The 20,126-nt window shown below is 63.8% G+C and carries 20 protein-coding genes; 16 read left to right on the top strand and 4 right to left on the bottom strand.

The annotated features are described in order from the left end of the window. Positions 1–132: 132 nt before the first annotated feature. The gene (locus PCJ49_RS13545; RefSeq protein ID WP_269911365.1) at positions 133–717 is read right to left on the bottom strand and encodes a gamma-glutamylcyclotransferase; all 585 of its coding nucleotides are present in this window, start codon (positions 715–717) and stop codon (positions 133–135) included. 123 nt (positions 718–840) lie between these two features. On the opposite strand from PCJ49_RS13545, the gene PCJ49_RS13540 reads away from it, so the two are divergent. The 4 genes from PCJ49_RS13540 to PCJ49_RS13525 all read left to right on the top strand — a co-directional run bounded on the left by PCJ49_RS13540 (position 841) and on the right by PCJ49_RS13525 (position 7,049). Then, on the top strand, positions 841–1,869 hold the full coding sequence (locus PCJ49_RS13540; RefSeq protein WP_269911364.1) for a DUF2125 domain-containing protein: 1,029 nt from the start codon (positions 841–843) through the stop codon (positions 1,867–1,869). 66 nt (positions 1,870–1,935) lie between these two features. Then, a complete protein-coding gene (locus PCJ49_RS13535) occupies positions 1,936–2,328 on the top strand; it encodes a spore germination protein GerW family protein (RefSeq protein ID WP_089290275.1) in 393 nt (130 codons plus the stop codon). Between the two features lie 144 nt (positions 2,329–2,472). Beyond that, complete coding sequence (gene pheT, locus PCJ49_RS13530) at positions 2,473–4,863, top strand: phenylalanine--tRNA ligase subunit beta (protein ID WP_269911363.1); 2,391 nt, start codon at positions 2,473–2,475, stop codon at positions 4,861–4,863. Positions 4,864–5,363: 500 nt separating this feature from the next. After that, positions 5,364–7,049, top strand: a complete 1,686-nt coding sequence (locus tag PCJ49_RS13525) for a methyl-accepting chemotaxis protein (RefSeq protein ID WP_269911362.1) — start codon at positions 5,364–5,366, stop codon at positions 7,047–7,049. Positions 7,050–7,083: 34 nt separating this feature from the next. On the opposite strand, the gene PCJ49_RS13520 is transcribed toward PCJ49_RS13525, so the two are convergent. Further along, complete coding sequence (locus PCJ49_RS13520) at positions 7,084–9,033, bottom strand: alpha/beta fold hydrolase (RefSeq protein WP_269911361.1); 1,950 nt, start codon at positions 9,031–9,033, stop codon at positions 7,084–7,086. A gap of 96 nt (positions 9,034–9,129) precedes the next feature. Further along, the gene (bla, locus tag PCJ49_RS13515) at positions 9,130–10,032 is read right to left on the bottom strand and encodes a class A beta-lactamase (protein WP_269911360.1); all 903 of its coding nucleotides are present in this window, start codon (positions 10,030–10,032) and stop codon (positions 9,130–9,132) included. 103 nt (positions 10,033–10,135) lie between these two features. Between bla and PCJ49_RS13510 the strand changes: the two genes are divergently transcribed. The 3 genes from PCJ49_RS13510 (at position 10,136) to PCJ49_RS13500 (ending at position 12,645) form a co-directional block, all read left to right on the top strand. Then, the gene (locus PCJ49_RS13510) at positions 10,136–11,008 is read left to right on the top strand and encodes a LysR family transcriptional regulator (protein WP_269911359.1); all 873 of its coding nucleotides are present in this window, start codon (positions 10,136–10,138) and stop codon (positions 11,006–11,008) included. Positions 11,009–11,133: 125 nt separating this feature from the next. Next, positions 11,134–11,436 (top strand): flagellar motor switch protein FliN, encoded by a 303-nt coding sequence (gene fliN / locus PCJ49_RS13505; RefSeq protein ID WP_153202677.1) that lies wholly within the window; start codon positions 11,134–11,136, stop codon positions 11,434–11,436. Positions 11,437–11,610: 174 nt separating this feature from the next. Next, the gene (locus PCJ49_RS13500; protein ID WP_269911358.1) at positions 11,611–12,645 is read left to right on the top strand and encodes an alpha/beta hydrolase fold domain-containing protein; all 1,035 of its coding nucleotides are present in this window, start codon (positions 11,611–11,613) and stop codon (positions 12,643–12,645) included. Positions 12,646–12,990: 345 nt separating this feature from the next. Here the strand turns inward: PCJ49_RS13500 and PCJ49_RS13495 are convergent, their stop codons facing one another. Beyond that, positions 12,991–13,356 (bottom strand): hypothetical protein, encoded by a 366-nt coding sequence (locus tag PCJ49_RS13495; protein WP_269911357.1) that lies wholly within the window; start codon positions 13,354–13,356, stop codon positions 12,991–12,993. Between the two features lie 238 nt (positions 13,357–13,594). On the opposite strand from PCJ49_RS13495, the gene PCJ49_RS13490 reads away from it, so the two are divergent. The 9 genes from PCJ49_RS13490 to PCJ49_RS13450 all read left to right on the top strand — a co-directional run bounded on the left by PCJ49_RS13490 (position 13,595) and on the right by PCJ49_RS13450 (position 20,113). Continuing rightward, positions 13,595–13,975, top strand: a complete 381-nt coding sequence (locus tag PCJ49_RS13490; protein WP_269911356.1) for a group III truncated hemoglobin — start codon at positions 13,595–13,597, stop codon at positions 13,973–13,975. Between the two features lie 77 nt (positions 13,976–14,052). Next, a complete protein-coding gene (locus tag PCJ49_RS13485; protein ID WP_269911355.1) occupies positions 14,053–14,481 on the top strand; it encodes a hypothetical protein in 429 nt (142 codons plus the stop codon). A 123-nt stretch (positions 14,482–14,604) separates the two neighbouring features. After that, positions 14,605–14,763, top strand: a complete 159-nt coding sequence (locus PCJ49_RS13480) for a hypothetical protein (protein ID WP_153202703.1) — start codon at positions 14,605–14,607, stop codon at positions 14,761–14,763. 138 nt (positions 14,764–14,901) lie between these two features. Next, positions 14,902–15,459: an ATP-dependent protease subunit HslV gene (gene hslV, locus PCJ49_RS13475; RefSeq protein ID WP_269911354.1), complete on the top strand. Its 558-nt coding sequence runs from the start codon at positions 14,902–14,904 to the stop codon at positions 15,457–15,459. A gap of 1 nt (position 15,460) precedes the next feature. After that, positions 15,461–16,780, top strand: coding sequence for an ATP-dependent protease ATPase subunit HslU (gene hslU / locus PCJ49_RS13470; protein WP_269911353.1), 1,320 nt, complete (start codon positions 15,461–15,463; stop codon positions 16,778–16,780). Positions 16,781–16,843: 63 nt separating this feature from the next. After that, positions 16,844–17,923: a serine hydrolase domain-containing protein gene (locus PCJ49_RS13465; protein ID WP_269911352.1), complete on the top strand. Its 1,080-nt coding sequence runs from the start codon at positions 16,844–16,846 to the stop codon at positions 17,921–17,923. Between the two features lie 117 nt (positions 17,924–18,040). Further along, positions 18,041–18,433, top strand: coding sequence for a DUF350 domain-containing protein (locus PCJ49_RS13460; protein ID WP_269911351.1), 393 nt, complete (start codon positions 18,041–18,043; stop codon positions 18,431–18,433). A gap of 121 nt (positions 18,434–18,554) precedes the next feature. Beyond that, positions 18,555–19,403 (top strand): hypothetical protein, encoded by an 849-nt coding sequence (locus tag PCJ49_RS13455; RefSeq protein ID WP_269911350.1) that lies wholly within the window; start codon positions 18,555–18,557, stop codon positions 19,401–19,403. 38 nt (positions 19,404–19,441) lie between these two features. Then, positions 19,442–20,113, top strand: a complete 672-nt coding sequence (locus tag PCJ49_RS13450; RefSeq protein WP_269911349.1) for a DUF1190 domain-containing protein — start codon at positions 19,442–19,444, stop codon at positions 20,111–20,113. Positions 20,114–20,126: the final 13 nt, after the last annotated feature.

Below are 20,126 nucleotides of genomic sequence, written 5' to 3'. Positions count from 1 at the left end.
AAAAACAGCAACGACCAACCACAATAAAGAGCTGATATCTATCGATGTTTTCCATCAAACTATATCTGCTCCCCCACACTGTCCGCGCGCTGCCCCGCCCCTCTCCAGGCAATCCTGCTGGTATAAGGGGGCTCAGGGCGTTGTCTGGTTCACCAGGGCCAGCAACTGTTCCAGCCCCCGGTCATGGATGCCGATCTCTGCCAGATGATCGATCAGGCTGGTCAGGTAATCGATATTGCGGCCGGACTGGCCGGTGCCCTGGCGGATCAGCGCCGCCGTGCCGGCCATATCCAGCCCGCCGCAATATTGGTCATGCGCCGGATCGGCGGTGAAGGCCAGGGCCTGGATCGGCCCGTCCGCCGTCGCCAGCCGCACCAGACGCGGGATATAGACCCGATAGGCCATTTCCCGCTGCCAGAGATAATCCAGCACCGTCGGCACATCGGCCGCTGCCACCCGCAGGGCGTGGCCCCGGCAGGCGCCGCCATGGGCCAGCCCCAGCACGGCCCCCGGCCGTTCCGGCGTGCCCCGGTGCATATGGCTGTAGATGCAGAACCGCCGGTGCCAGCCACGCAGCAGCGCCGACACGCTTTGCGCCACGGGAAAGCCTGGATTCCACATTAAGGAACCATAGGCGAAGACCCAGAGATCCTGACCGGGCGGATGATCAAAATCGACAATGACTTTGGGAGCGGAGGGGGAGTCTGGATTGTTCATGATGATCGGGATTTTTTGCGACCGCGAAAGCGTAGCGCAGTCAGGCCGGTGGGGGAACCGGCTTGACGCCACCCCCGCTTCCATGGCGCGCTGTCCCCCCAAGCCACCAGGGTGATCCTTGCCATGCGTCTGCGCCCCCTTTATCTCGCCATCGCCCTGCTGTTGCTGCTGGTGCTGGCCTATACCGGCTGGTGGGTTTCCGCCGCCCAGCAACTGCGCCGCACCGTGGCGGAAATGACCGCGACGGAGGAGGCTTTGGGCAACCATATCAGCCCGCGCGAGCCATCGGTCGGCGGTTTCCCCCTGCGGCTGGCCCTGCGGCTGGACAAGCTGGAATGGCGGCGGCCCGATGGCATGGCCCTGACGGCGGGCGGGGTGGAGGCCTGGGCCCGGCCCTGGAACCCGCTGACCATCCGCCTGGACATTGACGGCAATGCAAGGCTGAGCCTGCCGCCCGGCCCCAGCCATCCCCCCGCCATTCTGGAGGCCAAGGCCGGCGAAGGCACCTTGCTGCTGGATGGAGAGGGCCAACCCAAACAGGCCCACCTGATCCTGACCGATCCGGTGGCCGAAATCCCCGGCATCACCGGCAGCCTGAAGGCCGGCCTGCTGGACCTGACCTGGACCAAGCCGACGGTTCCCCCCGTCGGCCCCGGTGCCGCCACCGGCACCTTGAACCTGCTGGCCCGCACCATCACCCTGCCCGGCCGGGTGCTGCCACCGCTGGAAAAGCAGATCACCGAACTGGCGCTGCAGGCGGAACTGCGCGGCATCCTGCCGCCCAACCCCGATATCGCCGCCCTGCGCGGCTGGAGCGAGGCGGGCGGCACGGTGGAACTGACCTCTGCCCGCCTGCTCTGGGGCAAGCTGGACCTGCGCGGCAATGCCACCCTGGCGCTGGATGCCAACCTGCAGCCCATCGGCGCCGGCAGTGCCGAACTGTCCGGCTCCGACGTGCTGGTGGATATGCTGGTGCAGATGCAAAGCCTGAAGCCCGAACAGGGCCAGACTGTGAAAGCCGCGCTCGGCTTTCTGTCGCAACAGACGCCGGATGGGCGCCGCGCCGTGCGCGTGCCGATGACCATCCAGGATCGCCGCTTCTCCATCGGCCCGATCAAGGTGGGCATGGTGCCGGAGGTGAAGTGGGATTAATACCGTTTGCACTTCATGGTTGTGATGTTATCTTGCTGCATCGCGGCAAGATAGCGGAGCATCAAGATGCTGCCCAATCCCTTCACCACCGATCCGACCCAGGCGCTGATGACCACCATCACGCGGGAATTTGAGCAGATCCTGGAAAATGGCGTGCTGGGCACGCCGGTGGTGGTGGGCAATGTCACCATCGTGCCGGTGATGATCACCAGCTTCGGCATCGGCGCCGGCGGCGGATCGCTGACGGGGGAACCGGTGGGCGGCGGCGGTGGCGGCGGGGTGGTGCCCTGCGCCCTGATCATCATCGGGCCGGACGGGGTGCAGGTGCATGAAATGTCATCGCAAACCACCGTGCCGGCATCGGAAAGCATCGGCCGGCTGGCCCATAACCTTGCCCTGCGCGCCCAGGGCGGCCGCACCGCCATGATGCAGGATGGCAGCGGGGCGGCGGTGGCGTGACCCCACCCGCCGCCCAGGGCTGGGCAGGGCTGCACCGGCGGTTGCCGGGTGGATCGTTGATCTGGACCGGGCTTTGCGGATATTGATGGGGCCACGCGATTTCCCGCCCGGCCATCGGGCGCCAGACAATAATGGTCCCCTCCCATGAAGTTCACCCTCTCCTGGCTGAAGACGCATCTGGATACCGACGCCACGCTGGACCAGATCACGGAAAAGCTGACCGCCCTTGGCCTGGAAGTGGAAGGGGTGGAGGATCGGGGGGCCGCCCTGGCCGGCTTCCGCATCGCCCATGTCGTCTCGGCGGAAAAGCACCCGAACGCCGACAAGCTGCGCCTGTGCATGGTGGATACCGGGGCGGGTGAGCCGGTGCAGGTGGTCTGCGGTGCGCCCAATGCGCGCGAAGGCATCAAGGTGGTGTTCGCCGCCCCCGGCACGGTGATCCCGGTTTCCGGCGACACGCTGAAGGTGGGCGCCATCCGTGGCGTGGAAAGCCGCGGCATGATGTGTTCGGAACGCGAATTGCTGCTGTCCGAGGAACATAACGGCATCATCGAACTGCCGGCCGATGCGCCGGTGGGGGCCGCCTTTGCCGATTGGCGCGGCCTGTCCGACCCGGTGATCGAAATCGCCCTGACGCCCGACCGGGTGGATTGTGCCGGCGTGCGCGGCATTGCCCGCGATCTGGCCGCAGCCGGCCTGGGCACGCTGAAGCCGCTGCCGGCCCCCGCCGTCACCCCCGGTTTCGACAGCCCGCTGTCGGTTGATCTGGCCCATCCCGGCTGCCCGCAGATCGCTTTCCGGGTGATCCGGGGCGTGACGAACGGCCCCAGCCCGAAATGGCTGGCGGATAAGCTGCTGGCCGTCGGCCTGCGCCCGATCAGCGCCCTGGTGGATATCACCAATTTCTTCAGCCTGGATCAGTGCCGCCCGCTGCATGTGTTCGATGCCGCCAAGCTGCAGGGTGCCATCGCCCTGCGTCCCACGGCGGCCGGTGACACGCTGCTGGCCCTGAACGGCAAGGAATACACCACCCCCGCCGGCCTGATCGGCATCTATGATGATGCCGGGCTGATCAGTCTGGCCGGCGTGATGGGCGGGGAAAAGACCGGCGTGACCGCCGAGACGGTGGATGTGGTGCTGGAAGTCGCCACGTTTGAACCGGTGCGCATTGCCGAGGCCGGTCGCGCCCTGCAGATCGACAGCGATGCGCGTTACCGCTTTGAACGCGGCGTGGACCCGGCCAACCTGTCCGACAGCGTGGAACGCGCCACCGCCCTGATCCTGGAGCTGTGCGGCGGCACCGCCGGTGCCGTGACGATGGCGGGTGCCGAACCCGCTTGGCAGCGCAGCATCGACCTGCGCCCGGCCCGCGTCGCCGCCCTGGGCGGGGTGGATGTGGCCCAGACCGAACAAAGTCGCATCCTGGAAACGCTGGGTTTCGGCGTGACCGAGGTTGATGGCGTCCTGCGCTGCACCGTGCCGTCCTGGCGGCGCGATGTGGAGGGTGAGGCCGATCTGGTGGAAGAGGTGTTGCGCGTCCATGGCTTTGACCGTATCCCCGCCACGCCCCTGCCGCGCGATGCCACCACGCCGAAGCCGGCCTTGACCGCCAGCCAGCGCCGCACCTTTGCCGCCCGCCGCGCCGCCGCCGGTCGCGGGCTGCTGGAATCGGTGACGTGGTCCTTTGTGGAACCCAAGGTCGCCGCCCTGTTCGACGGCGACAAGGATGAACTGCGGCTGCTGAACCCAATCAGCGCCGATCTGGCGGTGATGCGCCCCAGCATCCTGGCCACCCTGGTGCCGGCCATCGGCCGCAACGCCGCGCGCGGCTATGCCGATGTCTCGTTGTTTGAGGTCGGGCCCGCCTTCCGCGATGGCAGTGAGAAGGGGCAGGATCTGGTGGTGGCCGGCGTGCGCGCCGGGGCGGCCGTGCCGCGCAACTGGGCCAAGGGCGAACGCGCCGTTGATGCGTTTGACGCCAAGGCCGATGCGCTGGCCATTCTGGAAGCCGCCGGCGCCCCGGTGGGCAACCTGCAGGTCACCCGCGATGCGCCGGGCTGGTACCATCCGGGCCGGTCGGGCGTGCTGCGCCTGGGCCCCAGCGTGCTGGGTCGCTTTGGCGAACTGCACCCGGCTTTGCTGGAAGCGCTGGATGTGACCGGCCCTGTGGTGGCGTTCGAACTGTTCCTGGAGGCTGTGCCGGCCCCGAAGAAGAAGGTGGGGACGGCCAAGCCGAAGCTGGAACTGTCCGCCTTCCAGCCCGTCTCCCGCGATTTCGCCTTCCTGGCCCCGGTGGCGCTGGAAGCGGACAAGCTGGTGAAGGCCGCCAAGGGGGCCGACAAGGCGCTGATCAGCGATGTCAGCGTCTTCGACATCTATGAAGGCAAGGGTGTGGAGCCCGGCTTCAAATCCGTGGCGCTGACCGTAACCCTGCAGCCGGTGGAAAAGACCCTGACGGATGCAGAAATCGAAGCCGTGGCCGCCAAGGTGGTGGCCGCTGTCGCCAAGGGCACCGGGGCCGGCCTGCGCGGCTGATCCTGCGTTTCCTTCTCTGCGGTGAATGAACGGCAAAGGGGCGTTCCGGCGAGGGTCGGAACGCCCCTTTGTCATTCCGGTATGCCGCCGCCATCGATGTTTTCAACGGGGTTTACGTAGATGAATCGCTTACATACCCTTTACGGAATGTAAGTGAAAATGCAGCAATAACCCGCCGACCGGCCACCCGGAAACAGGATGAAAGCCGGAAACGCGCATCGGTTTTTTCTTCAGTCGGCGTTTGCTGTAAAGTTTACCTTAACCAATAACCAACAAACTATCCGTTTCATTTTATGACCATCTAAATAAATCATTAAGCACAACCATCACAATTTCATCATAGATAACTGTGCCAAACCTGTATCACCATTTTAGCAAACGCAAATGCTTCAAATATAAGTAACTTGAAGCCTTGGCGATGGGGCCGATATCACGCAGTATGAGCGGATAAAGCGCGCCACCCCCGCAAAGGGGGGGCGCCATCCGTGCCGGGAGACGCCATGAACGCCCTGAAGAATCTGCCCATTGTCTGGAAACTGGTGCTGCCGCTGGTCCTGATGGGCGCCCTGACCATCGGTACCTCACTCTACGCCCTGTCACAGATGCGCCATATCGGCGGCCATTATCAGGAAATGCTGGACCGGTCGGAATCCAGCAAGGCTATCCTGCGCGCCAGTGAATCCGCCACCGATATCGGTCGACTGGGCTATATGATCGCGGCGGAGACGGATACGTTCATCCTGGACAGTATGCAGGATGAAATCGCCCTGAAGCGCGATCAGTTGAACAGCCACCTGAACAATGTGGAAAAGCTGCTGCCGGAGCGTAAGGCCGACCTGGACCATGCGCGTGAGGACGTTTCCCGCATGATGGAAATTGTCGAACAGGCGCGCAAGCTGGCCCTGGCCGGCAAGGGCAGCCAGGCGGCCTCTGTGCTGGTGGACCGGTTCGACATCAAGCTGACCGACCTGCTGGACCGGCTGCTGGTCACCACCGACGATGTGCAGAAGGCGATGGATGCCGACCGGGCAGAGGCGGAAACCGTCTTTGACAAGGCCCTGCGGGTGACCCTGACGGTGGGGCTGACGGGTACCGCCATTGTGCTGGTGCTGGGCATTGCCCTGGGTATGGCCGGCATCACCCGGCCGCTGCACCGGATCATCGCCACCATGACCAAGCTGGCCGATGGCGATCTGGATGTGAAAGTATCTGGCGAAAGCCGGCGGGATGAAATTGGCGCCACCGCCCGCGCCCTGTCCGTCTTCCAGCGCTCCATGCGCGATGCGGAACGGCTGCGCAGCGAACAGGCGGCCCTGGAAGAACGGGCGGAGCGGGAGAAGCGCCGCGCCCTGGGGGCCTTGGCCGATGAATTCCAGGAAGGGGTGCAGGCCGTGGTGGCCAATGTCGGCGGGGCGGCCGACCGGATGCGCGGCACGGCGCAGGGGCTGGGCGGCGTGGCCAATGAGGTAAACCGCCAGTCAGAGGCTGTGGCCGGTGCGGCCGAGCAGGCGGCTGAAAATGTGAACACGGTGGCCGCCGCTGCCGAACAGCTTTCCGCCTCCATCCGCGAAATCAGCCGCCGGGTGGCGGAAAGCGCCGCCATCGCCAGCGATGCCGTGGCGGAGGCGGAAAGATCCAACCAGACCGTCACCGGGCTGGTGGATGCCGCCCACCGCATCGGGGAGATCGTGCGCCTGATCAGCGACATTGCCAGCCAGACCAATCTGTTGGCCCTGAACGCCACCATTGAGGCGGCACGGGCGGGGGAAGCCGGCAAGGGCTTTGCTGTGGTCGCCAGCGAGGTGAAGGCCCTGGCCAACCAGACCGCCAAGGCGACAGAGGAGATCAGCAGCCAGATCAACGCCATGCAGGCGGTGGCCGGCAATGCCGCCGATGCCATCCGCGGCGTGGGCGGCACCATCGACCGGATCAGCGGCATCGTTGCCACCATTTCCAGTGCGGTGGAACAGCAGGGGGCCGCCACGCAGGAAATTGCCAGTTCCGTGGCCCATGCCGCCACCGGCACCCAGAATGTCAGCGCCACCATCGGCCAGGTGACGCGGGCCGCCGCAGAGGCCGGCAGCATGGCCGGCGATGTGCAGGGTGCCGCCGACGAACTGGTGCAGGAGGCCGATGCCCTGTCCCGTCAGGTGGAAGGCTTCCTGGCCCGGGTGCGGGCGGGATAAGGGGGCGGGCAAAAGCCCCGGCCCCCAAGTGACATCAGGCCGGGGGTGGGTGAACCCCCGGCATCTGGCTGAAGGAAGAAAGCAGGGAAAGCCAGTCCGGATTCTGGTCGACCATGTCGAGCGGACGGCCACAATTGTCGCTTATTTCCCGATGATTCAGCCGCGTTTCAAAACGCGCAAATAGTTTTTCCAGGTTCCGATACCCCTCCAGCGTCGAGATGCCATGCCCGCTTTGGTGGGCAACATGCAGGCAGACATCCCAGCCAGCCGCCTGCATGGCCTTTTTGGCTTTTCTGATCTGTGCGATGGGGGCCTTTTGATCTTCGCCACCGTGATGGATGAATATGGGCCCGGCAAAGGGGATATTGGTTGCCGGCTGCCAGAGGCTTCCCTTCTGCATCCAGGGCCCTTCGCTCCACGGTGTCTGAAGACCGCCCAGGCGTTGCTGACGGCTGAAAGCCCCCTCTACATCCACAACGGCGCTGAGGAGAAAGACCCCTGCATAGCGCTCCGGATGCCGATTGATCATCTCCAGGGCGATACGGCCCCCCAGGCTTTCCCCCAACAGAACCACCCGCCGCCCGGCGAGGTGAAGCTGTTCCAACACGGCTTCCACATCCTGCGCCAGGATCGGCCCCAGATTTCCCCGGCCAGCATGGAGCAGCGGGCCGCCATAGCCGGCCGCCCCGCGATATTCAGGGGCAATGACCTCCCAGCCCCGCTGTGCCAGCGAAAGCGCGATCGGCCAGCGGGGAGACATCTGGCTGTTCGGTCCCCCATGGATATAGACCAGAACGGGTGGGGCGGGACCATCCGGGATGGCCGGTACCTGGGTGGTAAAGCGATAATAGGGAAGATCGAAGCCAGCGCCGCTGGGCGCCGCCAAAAATTCCGTGCGAACCTGAACGCCATCGTCACAATGGATCGGCAAGGGCCGAACCGTTCCGGTGGCCGTCTCCACCAGCAGATAGGCGCTGCGTCCTTCCACACTGGTGGCATTCAACAAAAGCCGGCGCCCCGCCGGCCCCACGGCCACCAAGCTCAACGCTGCCAGCTCATGCCCCTCTGCCCAATCTCGCAAGGCCTGTTGCACAGCCGCATTATTCCCCTGCAGCAGGGTGATTTGCGGCACCCCATAACCATGAATGAAGCCGATCACCCGGCTCTGGTCGGGTGAGAGGATCATTTCCTCTACATCGCCGTGGGGCAGGGACCAGATCAGACTTCGTTTATCCGCCTTCAGATCATAATGGATCAGCCGGACCCCACCTTCGGGGGGATATTCCCGTATGACCAACCCGGCAGGTTCTCCATTCGGCTTGAAAAAGCTAATCTTATCAAGGCTTATGGTTGGAACTGTACGTGTCCATTTTGTAGAACCCCCTACGAAGACCGAGAACTTTAAGGCATTATTTTTGTACTCTGTGCTAAAATAATTTCCCTTACGAATGCGAATTCTTGGGTGTTTTTTATTGTATTTTTTGATTAAAAACCGATCATTGTTTTTGACTGAAATTTCATAAATTAACATAATATTTTTTAAAGATATTTGAGAGTAGTATTTTGATTCATTAACTCCATTTATGGTGATCGCGCTATTTTTACCATAACGCTCCAAATCATCATTGCGTATTATTTCTATGGTTTTTCCATCTTTGTTGTATCTCAATATGCTATTTTCTTTCCATTCACTATCAGTTTGTATTGCAAAATTACTTGGCGTGAAGGGAAGAGTGATAGTTCCATCATAGTTATAACTTGATATTTCATTTGATTTATCGTCAATAATATGAATTGCATTTTCTTGATTTTCAGCTTTAGGATTGTATTTATAGGACCAGAATGCCTCCCCTGTCTCCGTAAAATTATATATAGCATATTCACATTGAAGAATTCCATTGTAACCAATAGATTCTCGCGCATGGGTGGCATTTTCTATCAATAACGTAATAATAAATAAAAATGCAAATTTAAATATACCCATATTGGATACTCTGTCGTAACACCTGTGAAGATATACTTTACACAATTTTTTTTGCAGGTAAAGAAAATGAGGCTGGGCGCTTCCCAGCCTCTGTACTCACACCCCACGTGCCACGATCCGCCCCAGTTCGGCCAGCACCGCATTGCGGCCTTTGCTGTCCAGGTCGGGCTGGCGGTAATAGCTGGTGATTAGCAGCGGGGCGGTGGCGCCGGTGGGCCAGACGATGGCGATGTCGTTGGTGGCATCGTCCCAGGAACCCGTCTTGTCCCCCACCTTCCAGCCCGCCGGCAATCCGGCGCGCAGGCGGGTGTCGCCGGTGGTGTTGGCGATCAGCCAGTCGGTCAGTTGCGTGCGCGACGGGGCCGACAAGGCATTGCCCAGCAACAGGGTGCGCATCAGGCCCAACATGGAAACCGGCGTGGTGGTATCCCGCACCTCCCCTGCTGGCACCAGATTGGCCGCCGGTTCGGGACGGTCACAGCGGGTTGTCGTATCGCCCAACTGACGCAGCCAGGCGGTCAGCGCCTCCGGCCCGCCCGTGGCATCCAGCAGCATATTGGCGCCCGTATTGTCGCTCTGCGTGATGATGCCATGGCAGAGGGCGACAATATCCAGCCTGCCGCCGGCATGGGGCGTTGTGGCCGGCGACCAATCCAGCAGCTTTTCCTTGGGCGGCACGGGCAGGGTACGGTCCAGCCGTTCCTTACCCGCATCCACCAGGGCCAGCACATGGCCGGCCAGCAGGAATTTGAAGGTGCTGCACATGGCAAACCGTTCATCCCCGCGCCAATCCATGGCGCGGCCGCTGGCGGTATCCAGCACCGCCACACCCAGCCGGCCACCCCTGGCCCGCTCCAGCGCCTCTATATCCTTCCTCATGCCGGTAAAGCCGGCGGCACTGCCCGTGCCGGCCTGGGCCATGCGGTAAACCAGCGGCGCCGCCAGACTGGCCGCACCCAACAAACCAATATGTGTCAATAGATTACGCCGTTCCATCATGCACATCCCCGTTGATTGGCTGGCAACAGGGTAGGCATCTGGCGGCCTTACGACAAACTGTGTAAAATCGGCAATGCCATTAGAAAAATTAGGGCATATCCACATGACCCGCCCCCATCTGCCGTTGAACGCGCTGCGCGCGTTTGAGGCATCGGCCCGGCATCTTTCCTTCACCAAGGCCGCCATTGAACTCTGCGTCACCCAGGCCGCCGTCAGCCATCAGGTGAAGGGTCTGGAGGCGCGGCTGGGGGCGAAGCTGTTCCGCCGCCTGCCGCGCGGGCTGGTGCTGACGGATGAAGGCATCGCTCTGCTGCCCGGCGTGCGCGACAGTTTCGACCGTATCGGCCGCCTGCTGCATCGGTTTGAGGTGGGGCGGGTGACGGAGGTGCTGTCGGTGGGCGTGGTGGGTACCTTTGCCGTCGGCTGGCTGCTGCCCAGGCTGGCCGATTTTCGCGAACGTCACCCCTTCATCGATCTGCGCATCATGACCAATAATAACCGGGTCGATGTCGCTGCCGAGGGGCTGGATGCCGCCATCCGCTTCGGCGATGGCGCCTGGCACGGGATGGAGGCGCTGAGCCTGTTTGAAGCGCCGATGAGCCCGCTTTGCCCGCCGGCCATCGCCGCCCGCCTGCGCCAGCCGGCCGATCTGGCCGGCGAAGTGCTGTTGCGATCCTACCGCGCCGATGAATGGCCGCACTGGTTCGCCGCCGCTGGCTGTGATTGCCCAGCGGTGCGCGGCCCCGTCTTTGACAGTTCCTGGCTGATGGTGGAGGCGGCCTTGCAGGGCCATGGCGTCGCCCTGGCCCCGGTGATGATGTTTGCGCGGGAAATGGAGGCTGGGCGGCTGGTGCAGCCCTTCGCCACCAGCACGGTGAATGGGCGCTACTGGCTGACCTGGCTGAAATCCCGCCCGGCCAGCCCGGCCCTGTCCGCCTTCGCCGATTGGCTGGGCGACACCTGCCTCAGAAGTTGACCTTTCGCAGGGTGCGGGCCGGGCCTTTTCCGTTCCGGGCTTGGCCCGATGGGGCCATTGCCGCTATAGTTCCAGCCCTGCCGCCCACCGGGCGGTGCCCCCTGCCCTGTGCCGGAGCTGCCTGCATGAATGACCTGTTGTCCGGCGACGATATCGACCGTTCCTCCGTCATGTCGGTGCCGGTGCAGGTGTCGGTACGGCTTGGCCGCCGGCGGTTGCGCATCAGCCAGCTGTTGCGCATGGGGCCGGGCGATGTGGTGGATCTGGAACGCGTGGTGGGCGATCCGGTCGATGTCTTCGTCAATGACCGCATGGTGGCGCGCGGCGAACTGGTGGTGGTGGATGGCCGGCTGGGCCTGACCATTGTGGAGCTGCTGCCCCAGGCCACGCGCGGCCGCGAACCGCTGGGGCCCGGCCCCGGAGAGTGAGCGGCCAGGGGCGCGATGTGAAACTCGCCATAATAAATAGCGCACGATATAATCGTTATCTTATTATCACATGGCTCGGCGCCGATATAATGAATAGTGCGCGATCTAATTTTGCGCTATCAATCTCCCATCAGCCGACGCAAACCGCGCCGCAGAGACAAAGGGAGATTTCACATGAACACGCTCCGTTCCACCGTCGCCGCCATTGCCCTTTCTGCCACCGCTTTGTTGGGCAGCACCCTGCCGGCGGCAGCCGCCGCCCCGGTGCTGGAGGCCGGCACCCAGGCCTTCGTGGATGCCGTCGCGGCATCGGGCGGCAAGCCGATCTACAGCCTGTCTTATGAAGAAGCCCGCAATGTGCTGGCCGGCGCCCAGGCGCAGAAGCTGGCCAGTGCCGCCACCCAGGTGCAGGATACCAGCTTCCCGGCCGGCCCCACCGGCAAGGTGAATGTGCGCATCGTGCGGCCCGCCGGGGCCAAGGGTGACCTGCCGGTGGTGATGTATTTCCATGGCGGCGGCTGGGTGATGGGCGACCGCAACACCCATGACCATCTGATCCGCGAACTGGCCGCCGCGGCCCAGGCCGCCGTCGTCTTTGTCGATTACGACCGGGCACCGGAATTCAAGTTCCCCGCCATCAATGAACAGGCCTATGCCGCCGTGGAATATGTGGCGCAGCACGGCAAGTCCCTGGGGCTGGATGGCAGCCGGCTGGCCGTGGCGGGCGACAGTGCCGGCGGCAACATGGCCGCTTCCATCACCCTGCTGGCCAAGGAACGCAAGGGCCCGAAGATCAGCCATCAGCTGCTGTTCTATCCGGTGACCGATGATGTGTCGGCCAATGCCTCCTACCAGGCCTTCGGTGAAGGCCCGTGGTTGACGGAAAAGGCCATGCATTACTTCCTGGATGCCACCTTCCCGGCCGACACGCGCAACAGCCCCATCGCCTTCCCCCTGAAAGCGGATGTGGAACAGCTGCGCGGCCTGCCCCCGGCCACCATCCTGGTGGCGGAAAATGATCTGCTGCGGGAAGAAGGCGAAGCGTATGGCCGCAAGCTGACCCAGGCCGGCGTCTCGGTGATGAGCACCCGTTACAACGGCACCATCCATGATTTCGTGATGCTGAACGGGCTGGCTAATACACCCGCCGCCAAGGCCGCCATTGCCCAGGGCGCGGCCGCACTGAAGGCCGCCTTTGCCGCCAAGTAACAAAAGCCAAAGGGGGCGGTGGTGACACCGCCCCCTCGGCCACGACCGCACCACGCCGATTGATGGCTTCAGACAAAAAAAGCCCGCGCCTGGAAACCAGGGCGGGCGTTAAGTCTTGGCAGTTGGATCCTGCAAAATAATGACAGGACACAAAAATGAATGCGCTGATTTTTAAGAGCAGTCAACAGTAAAAACGGAATTTTTTAAAGAAAAAATACCATCTATACTTAAAGTAAAACAAAATAAATCCGTTGCTGAACTTGATTGCAGCATCAGATTGACATGGATGGATTTCGGGTATGCCGGGGCGCACGCATCCGCCAAGGAGCGGTACGAGAGACCGGGTTAAACGGTCGGGGGGCCGGTGGGCCAGGGGGTGGTCAGGTCGCTGGCGCTGGGCGGCGGGGCGCCGCCAATGGTCAGCGCGATGATGCGGCGGCGCAGCGGGCAGTTCAGGCCCGGTTCCGCCGGCAGGCCATCATTGCCGGCATCATCGCTGAAGGGGGTGGGGGCCGGTGCCTCCGCAGCGGACAGGGCCGCCAGCGGCAGGGCGTCATCATCCTGAACGGGGGGGGCCGCCGGATCAAAGGCGGTGGCGGCGGTCACCATCTGCTGGATCACGGGCGCAGCCGTCGCCTCCCCGCTGTTGGTGGGGACCAGCAGCAGGACAGACAGGCTCAGCAGCAGGATCAGCAGCCGATGGATGCGCACGGCGCGATGATAACTCCCCGTCGGTGGAGGATAGGGCTTATCCTCATCTCAAGATCATGGTCATGGAATCAGGCCAAGGTCCAGCAGCCAAGCCATGCCGTCGGTATATGGGCGCCATCAGGGCAGCTGCCAAGCACCCCCTTGATCGAAGGGGGCCTGGGGGTTTTTCATCCGCACTGCCCGGTGCGGATGGTATACAGCGGGGTGATCCCTTTCCCTTTGCTGCCGGCCCCACCCCATGCCCTATGACACCATCGATGATGAAAGCATCGCCGCCCTGATCGTGGAATTTTACGAGGAGGCGCGGCGCGACCCTGTGCTGGGGCCGATCTTTCTGCGCATGGTGGGGGAGGATGAGGCCGCCTGGGCTCTGCATCTGCGCAAGGTACATGATTTCTGGTCCTCGGTGATGCTGGCCACCGCCCGCTATGATGGCAGGCCGATGCAGGCCCATGCCATGATCGAGGGGTTGGGGCCGGCCCATTTCGCCCGTTGGCTGGTGCTGTTCGGCATGGTGGCCGACCGGCTGTTTGTACCCGATGCCGCCGCCGCCTTCCGCGCCAAGGCCGACAAGATGGCGGTGGCGCTGCAGAACGGCATTGCCCTTGCGCGGGGCTAGGCCCATGATTATCTATGGGCGAGTGTTCTGGTTTCAGTTCGCATTCCCCATCTATTCCTTTCTCAAGGCCCACCGCGTTGACCCCACCCACCCTGCCCGCCACTGACCGGCCTTCCGCGCATCTGGCGCGGTTGCTGCGCCATGGGCCGGAACGGGCAAAGGCGGCGCTGCTGCTGTTGCTGCTGGCCCTGGCCGGCGGCTTGGGGCTGGCTGGCCTGCCGGGGGCGGAGGCTGAACGGGCGGGCACCAGCGCCAACGCCAACAGCAGTGCTGGCCGCAGCCCAATTTCCCATGCGGTGCTGGTTGTCGCCACGGTGGCGGACCAGTCGGCCCCGGCTCCCGCAGGTGCTGCGGGTGGTCCCGTTTTGTCCCCCGCCGCACCGGCCCTGCCACCCCCGGCCTTCGCCGGGTTGCTGTTGCTGGGTCTGGGCCTGTGCTGGGTGGGCCGTTCCATCCGCACCGGCCCGCGCCAGCCGACCGGCCCGCCCTGGGCATTTTCCCGCTGAACCTGCTTCATCGGCACCCGCCGGCCGGGTGCCTGCGCTATCGGGCGACCATCACCGGCCTTGACCCTCGCGTGCCATGAATGCGCGCGGCCGGGCCGCCCCTGTTCGGGAAAGTGTTTGACCATGAAGAAGTCGTTTTTCATCTATGGCGGCGCCATTGCCACGGCCCTGGGCGTGATGAGCGTCAACCGTCGCTGGGGTGGCTTTCTGTTGCTGATGACCCTGATTGCCTGGTTCCTGCACAGCGTTTTCGCCAGCACCGGCGATCAGCAGCGCCTGTAAGCAGCCGCCCTGGATAGGGGTTAATGACCGGCGGTTGCTGCCTGCAACCGCCGGTTTGCGTTTCTGCCTTCTTGACGCGGCGCGCCCGCTGCCCACATAGCAGGGACCGTTTTCGTTCAGGCAGGCAGCACCCAAGCGATGAGCCAATCTTCCTCCCATGATCCGATCCAGTGGCACGGCACCACCATTCTTTCCGTCCGCAAGGGCGGTACGGTGGTGATTGCCGGCGATGGCCAGGTTTCCATGGGCCAGACCGTGATGAAATCCAACGCCCGCAAGGTGCGCCGTCTGGCCGGCGGCTCGGTGATGGCCGGCTTCGCCGGTGCCACCGCCGATGCCTTTGCCCTGTTCGAACGGCTGGAAGCCAAGCTGGAACAGCATCCCGGCCAGTTGACCCGGGCGGCGGTGGAAATGGCCAAGGATTGGCGCACCGACCGTTACCTGCGCCGGCTGGAAGCCTTGATGGCCGTGGCGGACAAGGATGTCTCCCTGATCATCACCGGCAATGGCGATGTGCTGGAGCCGGAGGATGGCATTATCGGCATCGGTTCCGGCGGTTCCTATGCGCTGGCCGCCGCCCGTGCGCTGATCGATATTGACGGGCTGGACGCGGAAGCCATCGCAAGGCGCGCCATGAAGGTGGCCGGCGATATCTGCGTCTATACCAACCATTCCGTCACGCTGGAGAAGATGTGACATGACCACGACAACCGCCTTCTCCCCGCGTGAGATCGTCTCCGAGCTGGATCGCTATATCGTTGGCCAGAATGAGGCCAAGCGCGCGGTGGCCATCGCGCTGCGCAACCGCTGGCGCCGCCAGCAGCTGGATGCCGGTCTGAAGGATGAGGTTCTGCCCAAGAACATCCTGATGATCGGCCCCACCGGCGTCGGCAAGACCGAAATCGCCCGCCGTCTGGCCAAGCTGGCCAATGCGCCCTTCCTGAAGATCGAGGCCACCAAATTCACCGAGGTCGGTTATGTCGGCCGCGATGTGGAACAGATCGTCCGCGATCTGGTGGAGGTTGCCATCGGCCTGTCGCGCAGCCGCCTGCGCAAGGAAGTGGCGGCCAAGGCCGAACTGGCGGCGGAAGAGCGTGTGCTGGATGCGCTGGTCGGCAATGGTGCGTCCGCCGATACCCGCGCCAAGTTCCGCAAGATGCTGCGCGAGGGCAGCCTGAACGACAAGGAAATCGAGATTCAGGTGGCCGATAATGCCGTGCCGGGGATGCCCAGCTTTGAGGTGCCGGGAATGCCGGGCGCCCAGATGGGCATGGTCAATCTGGGCGATATTTTCGGCAAGGCCTTTGGCGGTCGCACCAAGACCCGCAAGATGAGCGTGGCGGAAAGCTACGATCTGCTGATGGCGGAGGAGAGCGACAAGCTGCTGGATAATGAGAAGGTGACGGCCGACGCCATCCATGCGGTGGAACAGAACGGCATCGTCTTCCTGGACGAGGTGGACAAGATCTGCGCCCGCAGCGAGGCGCGTGGCGGCGATGTCTCCCGCGAAGGCGTGCAGCGCGACCTGCTGCCGCTGATCGAGGGCACGACGGTGGCCACCAAGCATGGGCCGGTGAAGACCGACCATATCCTGTTCATCGCGTCCGGCGCCTTCCACATCGCCAAGCCCAGCGACCTGCTGCCGGAATTGCAGGGCCGCCTGCCCATCCGCGTCAACCTGACCCCGCTGACCCAGGCCGATTTCCGCCGCATCCTGACGGAACCGGAAGCCAGCCTGATCAAGCAATATGTGGCGCTGATGAAGACCGAGGAGGTGGATCTCGTCTTCGCCGATGAGGCGATTGACGAGCTGGCCCGGCTGGCGGCGGAGATCAACCGCACGGTGGAAAATATCGGGGCCCGCCGGCTGCATACGGTGCTGGAACGGCTGCTGGAGGAGATCAGCTTCTCCGCCACCGAAAAGGGCGGCCAGACCATCACCATTGATGCCGCCTATGTGCGTCAACAGCTGGACGGGCTGGCGCAGAATACCGACCTGTCGAAGTTCATTCTGTAAAGGGAATCCACTTTCCCCCCGTATCAGGGCCAGCGGTTTTGTTCTGATGCGGGGGAAATATTCATGGAACAGGCAGCCATCGCATCCAGCCTGCTGGATCGTCGCCGGCTGCTGGCGCAGGCGGCGGCGCTTGGCGTTCTGCTGACGGCCGGGCGGCCCCGTCCCCTACGGGCTGCCGCAGCGCCCCCGCCGGTGGACCTGCAGGATATCACCGTCCTGATCGAGGCGGCGATTCAACGCCATGGGCTGGGCGGGGTGGCGGCCGTGGCGCTGCACCATGGGCAGACGCTCTATCGCGGTTATTTCGGCAATATCGGCCCGGCCACCCCGGTGCCGGTGGCATCGGCCAGCAAGTGGGTGGCCGGGCTGCTGGTCATGTCCTTCGTGGCGGAAGGCCGGCTGCGGCTGGACCTGACGCTGGGGGAGGCCGGCATTGCCCCGAACGGCACCCATGCTGCCGCCATCACGCTCGCCCAATTGATGAGCCATACCTCTGGCCTGCCCACGCCCGGCCCCTGGCGGCTGGACCGGCGCTATGCCACGCCGGCCGATGCCGCCCGCGCCGTGCCCGGCCTGGAACTGTCCGGCACGCCGGGCACGGTGTTCGCCTATGGCGGCCTGTCCATGCAGGTGGCGGGCTTTCTGGTGGAACAGGCCGGCGGGGCGGATTGGAACAGCCTGTTCCGCCGCCATATCGCCGATCCGCTGGGCCTGTCACAAGCCTGCCGCTGGGGCGACAAATGGGGGATCGGCGGCGGGCTGATCGCTACGCCGGATGATTATGAACGCATCCTGTGCCTGATCATGGCCAAGGGGTTGAGCCCGGCGGGGCGCCGTATCCTGCCGGAAAGCGTCTTCGCCGCCATGGAGCGCAACCTGTCGGCTGGTGCCAAGCGGCTCAGCCTGCCCAAGGCGGCGGAGTCGCTGGCCGGTTACGGCGTGGGCCTGTGGTGCGAAACGGTGGCGGAAGATGGTTCCTGCCCCATCATTTCCAGCCCCGGCGCCTTTGGCACCTATCCCCGCCTCGACCGCCCACGCGATCTGACCATCCTGCTGGTGGTGAAGGATCAGTTGCGGCGGCTGGTGGCGGATTGGCGCGGCGTGATGACGGCCATGACGGCGCTGGCGGACCGACGGAATTGACCCTACTTTCAGGGTCTGCCCTTCGTCACCTTTGCAACCGATCCTGAGAATGGTTACCCTGCGCTCCAAAATGCGCCGCGCCGCCAGGGCCGGCATCCTGACGGAGCGACAGGGACGATGCTGCAAACCCTTCCCCTCTATTTCACCTTCCTCGGCACCTCCGTGGCGCTGCTGGCGGTGGCGGTGACCCTCTATATGCTGATCACCCCCTATCGGGAGATCGCCTTGATCCGCCAGGGCAATACCGCCGCCGCGGTCAGCCTGGGCGGCACGGTCATCGGCATGGCCATCGCCCTGTTCTCCATCGCATCGGGTACCTATGCGGTGCTGGATCTGTTGATGTGGGGCGCGGTGGCCCTTGTCTGTCAGCTGGCGGTGTTTGGTATCGTCTGCCTGAAGCTGCCCGGTTTCCGCCAGGGGATCGAAGAAGACCGGCTGGGCTATGGCATCACGCTGGCCACCTTTTCCATCGCCATGGGCATTCTCAATGCCGGGGCGCTCTCGGTGTGATCCCGCCAACGGTATTTTTCACTAACCTTGGTGTGGTTTACCCCTTTTGCGCGGATTGGCGGCTTCCCACATCTGCTCCATCCGATACCGCATTCGCGTCTTCATTCAGGAGTTGTCAGCAATGATGCAGTTCTTCCGCACGCTGTTGGGCGTCAAGGGTGAGAAGGTTGGCCGGCAGATCGTGGATGCACTGGTCGAACTGGACCCCAAGAGTGCCTCCACCGCCCAGTTGCGGGTGATGGAAACCGACCTGGACAAGGCCGGCAAGCTGCTGGCCAATCTGCGGGTGGAGCTGCAGCGCGAACGCAAGGAAGCCTTGGAAGCGCGGGAGAATTATAACCGCCGTCTGGCCGCCGCCGAACATCTCAACAGCCTGTTGGCCGGCACCACCGATGAGGTGAAGCGCGCCAGCCTGGAATCCAGCCTGGCCAATCTTTTGACCCAGTTGGAAACGCTGGAAAGCGAAGTGCTGATCGAGGAACGGGAGGCCGATGAGGCCGAGGCGCTGGTGGCGGAGGCCGAACAGGCCTACCGTGAGAAGGCCAAGATGCTGACGGAGGCCAAATCCGCCCTGACCAAGGCCGAACGCGACATGGAACGTGCCAAGATCCAGGAAGAGCGGGAGAAGGAACGCGCCAACCGTGCCGCCCAGGTGGCCGGTCTGCGCGGCGAGGGTGAGGGCTCCAAGCTGACCGTGGCGGTGGATGCCATGCAGCGCCGGGCCCAGCAGGCCCGCACCAATGCCGAAGCTGCCCGCATGAAGGCCCAGGCCCTGACCGACCTGTCCAGCCGGACCAGCGAAAATATGGGCGACGCCAATATCGAAGCCGCATTGAAGGCGGTGGGCAACAGCAGCGGTGCCGGTGGTGCCTCTGTTCAGGAACGTTTGGCCCGCCTGTCCGGCAAGCCGGCGGCCCTGGCTGCCCCGGCCGATCCTGCCGCATTGCCCTGGCCCGGCAAACAGGGCTGAGCCCGTCTCCGATACCGCCCAAGAAAGAAGTCACCGCGATGACCGACAGCCAGCACCCCGCCCCCCAACCGCCGCCGCGCAAGCGTCGCCGGTCCGCCTATATCTCCACCTTGCTGGTGGGTAGCGCGGCGGCGGTGATGCTGGCGGCCTGCGGCGATGACGATGCCCAGAAGACCGAGGCGAAGATTTTCCCCTCCGTCCAGGCCTGTGAGGTGGAATTCAGCGCGGAGGAATGCAACGCGGCGTTTGAACAATCGCGTCAGTTGCACCAGCAGAATGCCCCCCGCTTCAATGACATGAGCACGTGCGAGGCGCAGATGGGGGCAGGCGCCTGTCAGGCTACGGTGGTCGCCCAGCCCGATGGCAGTGTCTCCAACGTCTTCGTGCCGGCGCTGATGGGCTTCATGCTGGCCCGCGCCTTACAGCCGCAATCCAGTTACGGCTATATCGGCGGGGGCAGCCGGGGATATTATTATCCCCGGCCGGTCTATGTGGACCGCGACGGCTATATGCGCAGCGGCAATGCCGATATCGGCCGCTGGTCCGGCGGCTCCCGCGAAAGCTTCAGCCGGTCGTCGGTGCCAACCACCGTTTCCACCAATGTCAGCAAATCCGGTCAGGTGGGCACGCCGTCGCGCAGCACCACGCGCGGCGGCTTCGGCAAATCCTCCTCCAGCTTCAGCGGTTCAGGTTTCAGCGGCGGCGGCTGACCGCCGTACCCTT

Origin of the sequence: Niveispirillum sp. BGYR6, from assembly GCF_027568365.1 — a bacterium.
GTDB lineage: Bacteria > Pseudomonadota > Alphaproteobacteria > Azospirillales > Azospirillaceae > Niveispirillum.
Note: the sequence above shows the minus strand (reverse complement) of the source record. Positions and strands in the feature narration are given on the sequence as shown.

What these genes read in the sequence shown, in the direction of transcription:
- PCJ49_RS13545 (WP_269911365.1), bottom strand. Translation starts at nt 717, where the DNA reads ATGAACAATCCAGACTCCCCCTCCGCTCCCAAAGTCATTGTCGATTTT.
- PCJ49_RS13540 (WP_269911364.1), top strand. Translation starts at nt 841, where the DNA reads ATGCGTCTGCGCCCCCTTTATCTCGCCATCGCCCTGCTGTTGCTGCTG.
- PCJ49_RS13535 (WP_089290275.1), top strand. Translation starts at nt 1,936, where the DNA reads ATGCTGCCCAATCCCTTCACCACCGATCCGACCCAGGCGCTGATGACC.
- pheT (WP_269911363.1), top strand. Translation starts at nt 2,473, where the DNA reads ATGAAGTTCACCCTCTCCTGGCTGAAGACGCATCTGGATACCGACGCC.
- PCJ49_RS13525 (WP_269911362.1), top strand. Translation starts at nt 5,364, where the DNA reads ATGAACGCCCTGAAGAATCTGCCCATTGTCTGGAAACTGGTGCTGCCG.
- PCJ49_RS13520 (WP_269911361.1), bottom strand. Translation starts at nt 9,033, where the DNA reads ATGGGTATATTTAAATTTGCATTTTTATTTATTATTACGTTATTGATA.
- bla (WP_269911360.1), bottom strand. Translation starts at nt 10,032, where the DNA reads ATGATGGAACGGCGTAATCTATTGACACATATTGGTTTGTTGGGTGCG.
- PCJ49_RS13510 (WP_269911359.1), top strand. Translation starts at nt 10,136, where the DNA reads ATGACCCGCCCCCATCTGCCGTTGAACGCGCTGCGCGCGTTTGAGGCA.
- fliN (WP_153202677.1), top strand. Translation starts at nt 11,134, where the DNA reads ATGAATGACCTGTTGTCCGGCGACGATATCGACCGTTCCTCCGTCATG.
- PCJ49_RS13500 (WP_269911358.1), top strand. Translation starts at nt 11,611, where the DNA reads ATGAACACGCTCCGTTCCACCGTCGCCGCCATTGCCCTTTCTGCCACC.
- PCJ49_RS13490 (WP_269911356.1), top strand. Translation starts at nt 13,595, where the DNA reads ATGCCCTATGACACCATCGATGATGAAAGCATCGCCGCCCTGATCGTG.
- PCJ49_RS13480 (WP_153202703.1), top strand. Translation starts at nt 14,605, where the DNA reads ATGAAGAAGTCGTTTTTCATCTATGGCGGCGCCATTGCCACGGCCCTG.
- hslV (WP_269911354.1), top strand. Translation starts at nt 14,902, where the DNA reads ATGAGCCAATCTTCCTCCCATGATCCGATCCAGTGGCACGGCACCACC.
- hslU (WP_269911353.1), top strand. Translation starts at nt 15,461, where the DNA reads ATGACCACGACAACCGCCTTCTCCCCGCGTGAGATCGTCTCCGAGCTG.
- PCJ49_RS13465 (WP_269911352.1), top strand. Translation starts at nt 16,844, where the DNA reads ATGGAACAGGCAGCCATCGCATCCAGCCTGCTGGATCGTCGCCGGCTG.
- PCJ49_RS13460 (WP_269911351.1), top strand. Translation starts at nt 18,041, where the DNA reads ATGCTGCAAACCCTTCCCCTCTATTTCACCTTCCTCGGCACCTCCGTG.
- PCJ49_RS13455 (WP_269911350.1), top strand. Translation starts at nt 18,555, where the DNA reads ATGATGCAGTTCTTCCGCACGCTGTTGGGCGTCAAGGGTGAGAAGGTT.
- PCJ49_RS13450 (WP_269911349.1), top strand. Translation starts at nt 19,442, where the DNA reads ATGACCGACAGCCAGCACCCCGCCCCCCAACCGCCGCCGCGCAAGCGT.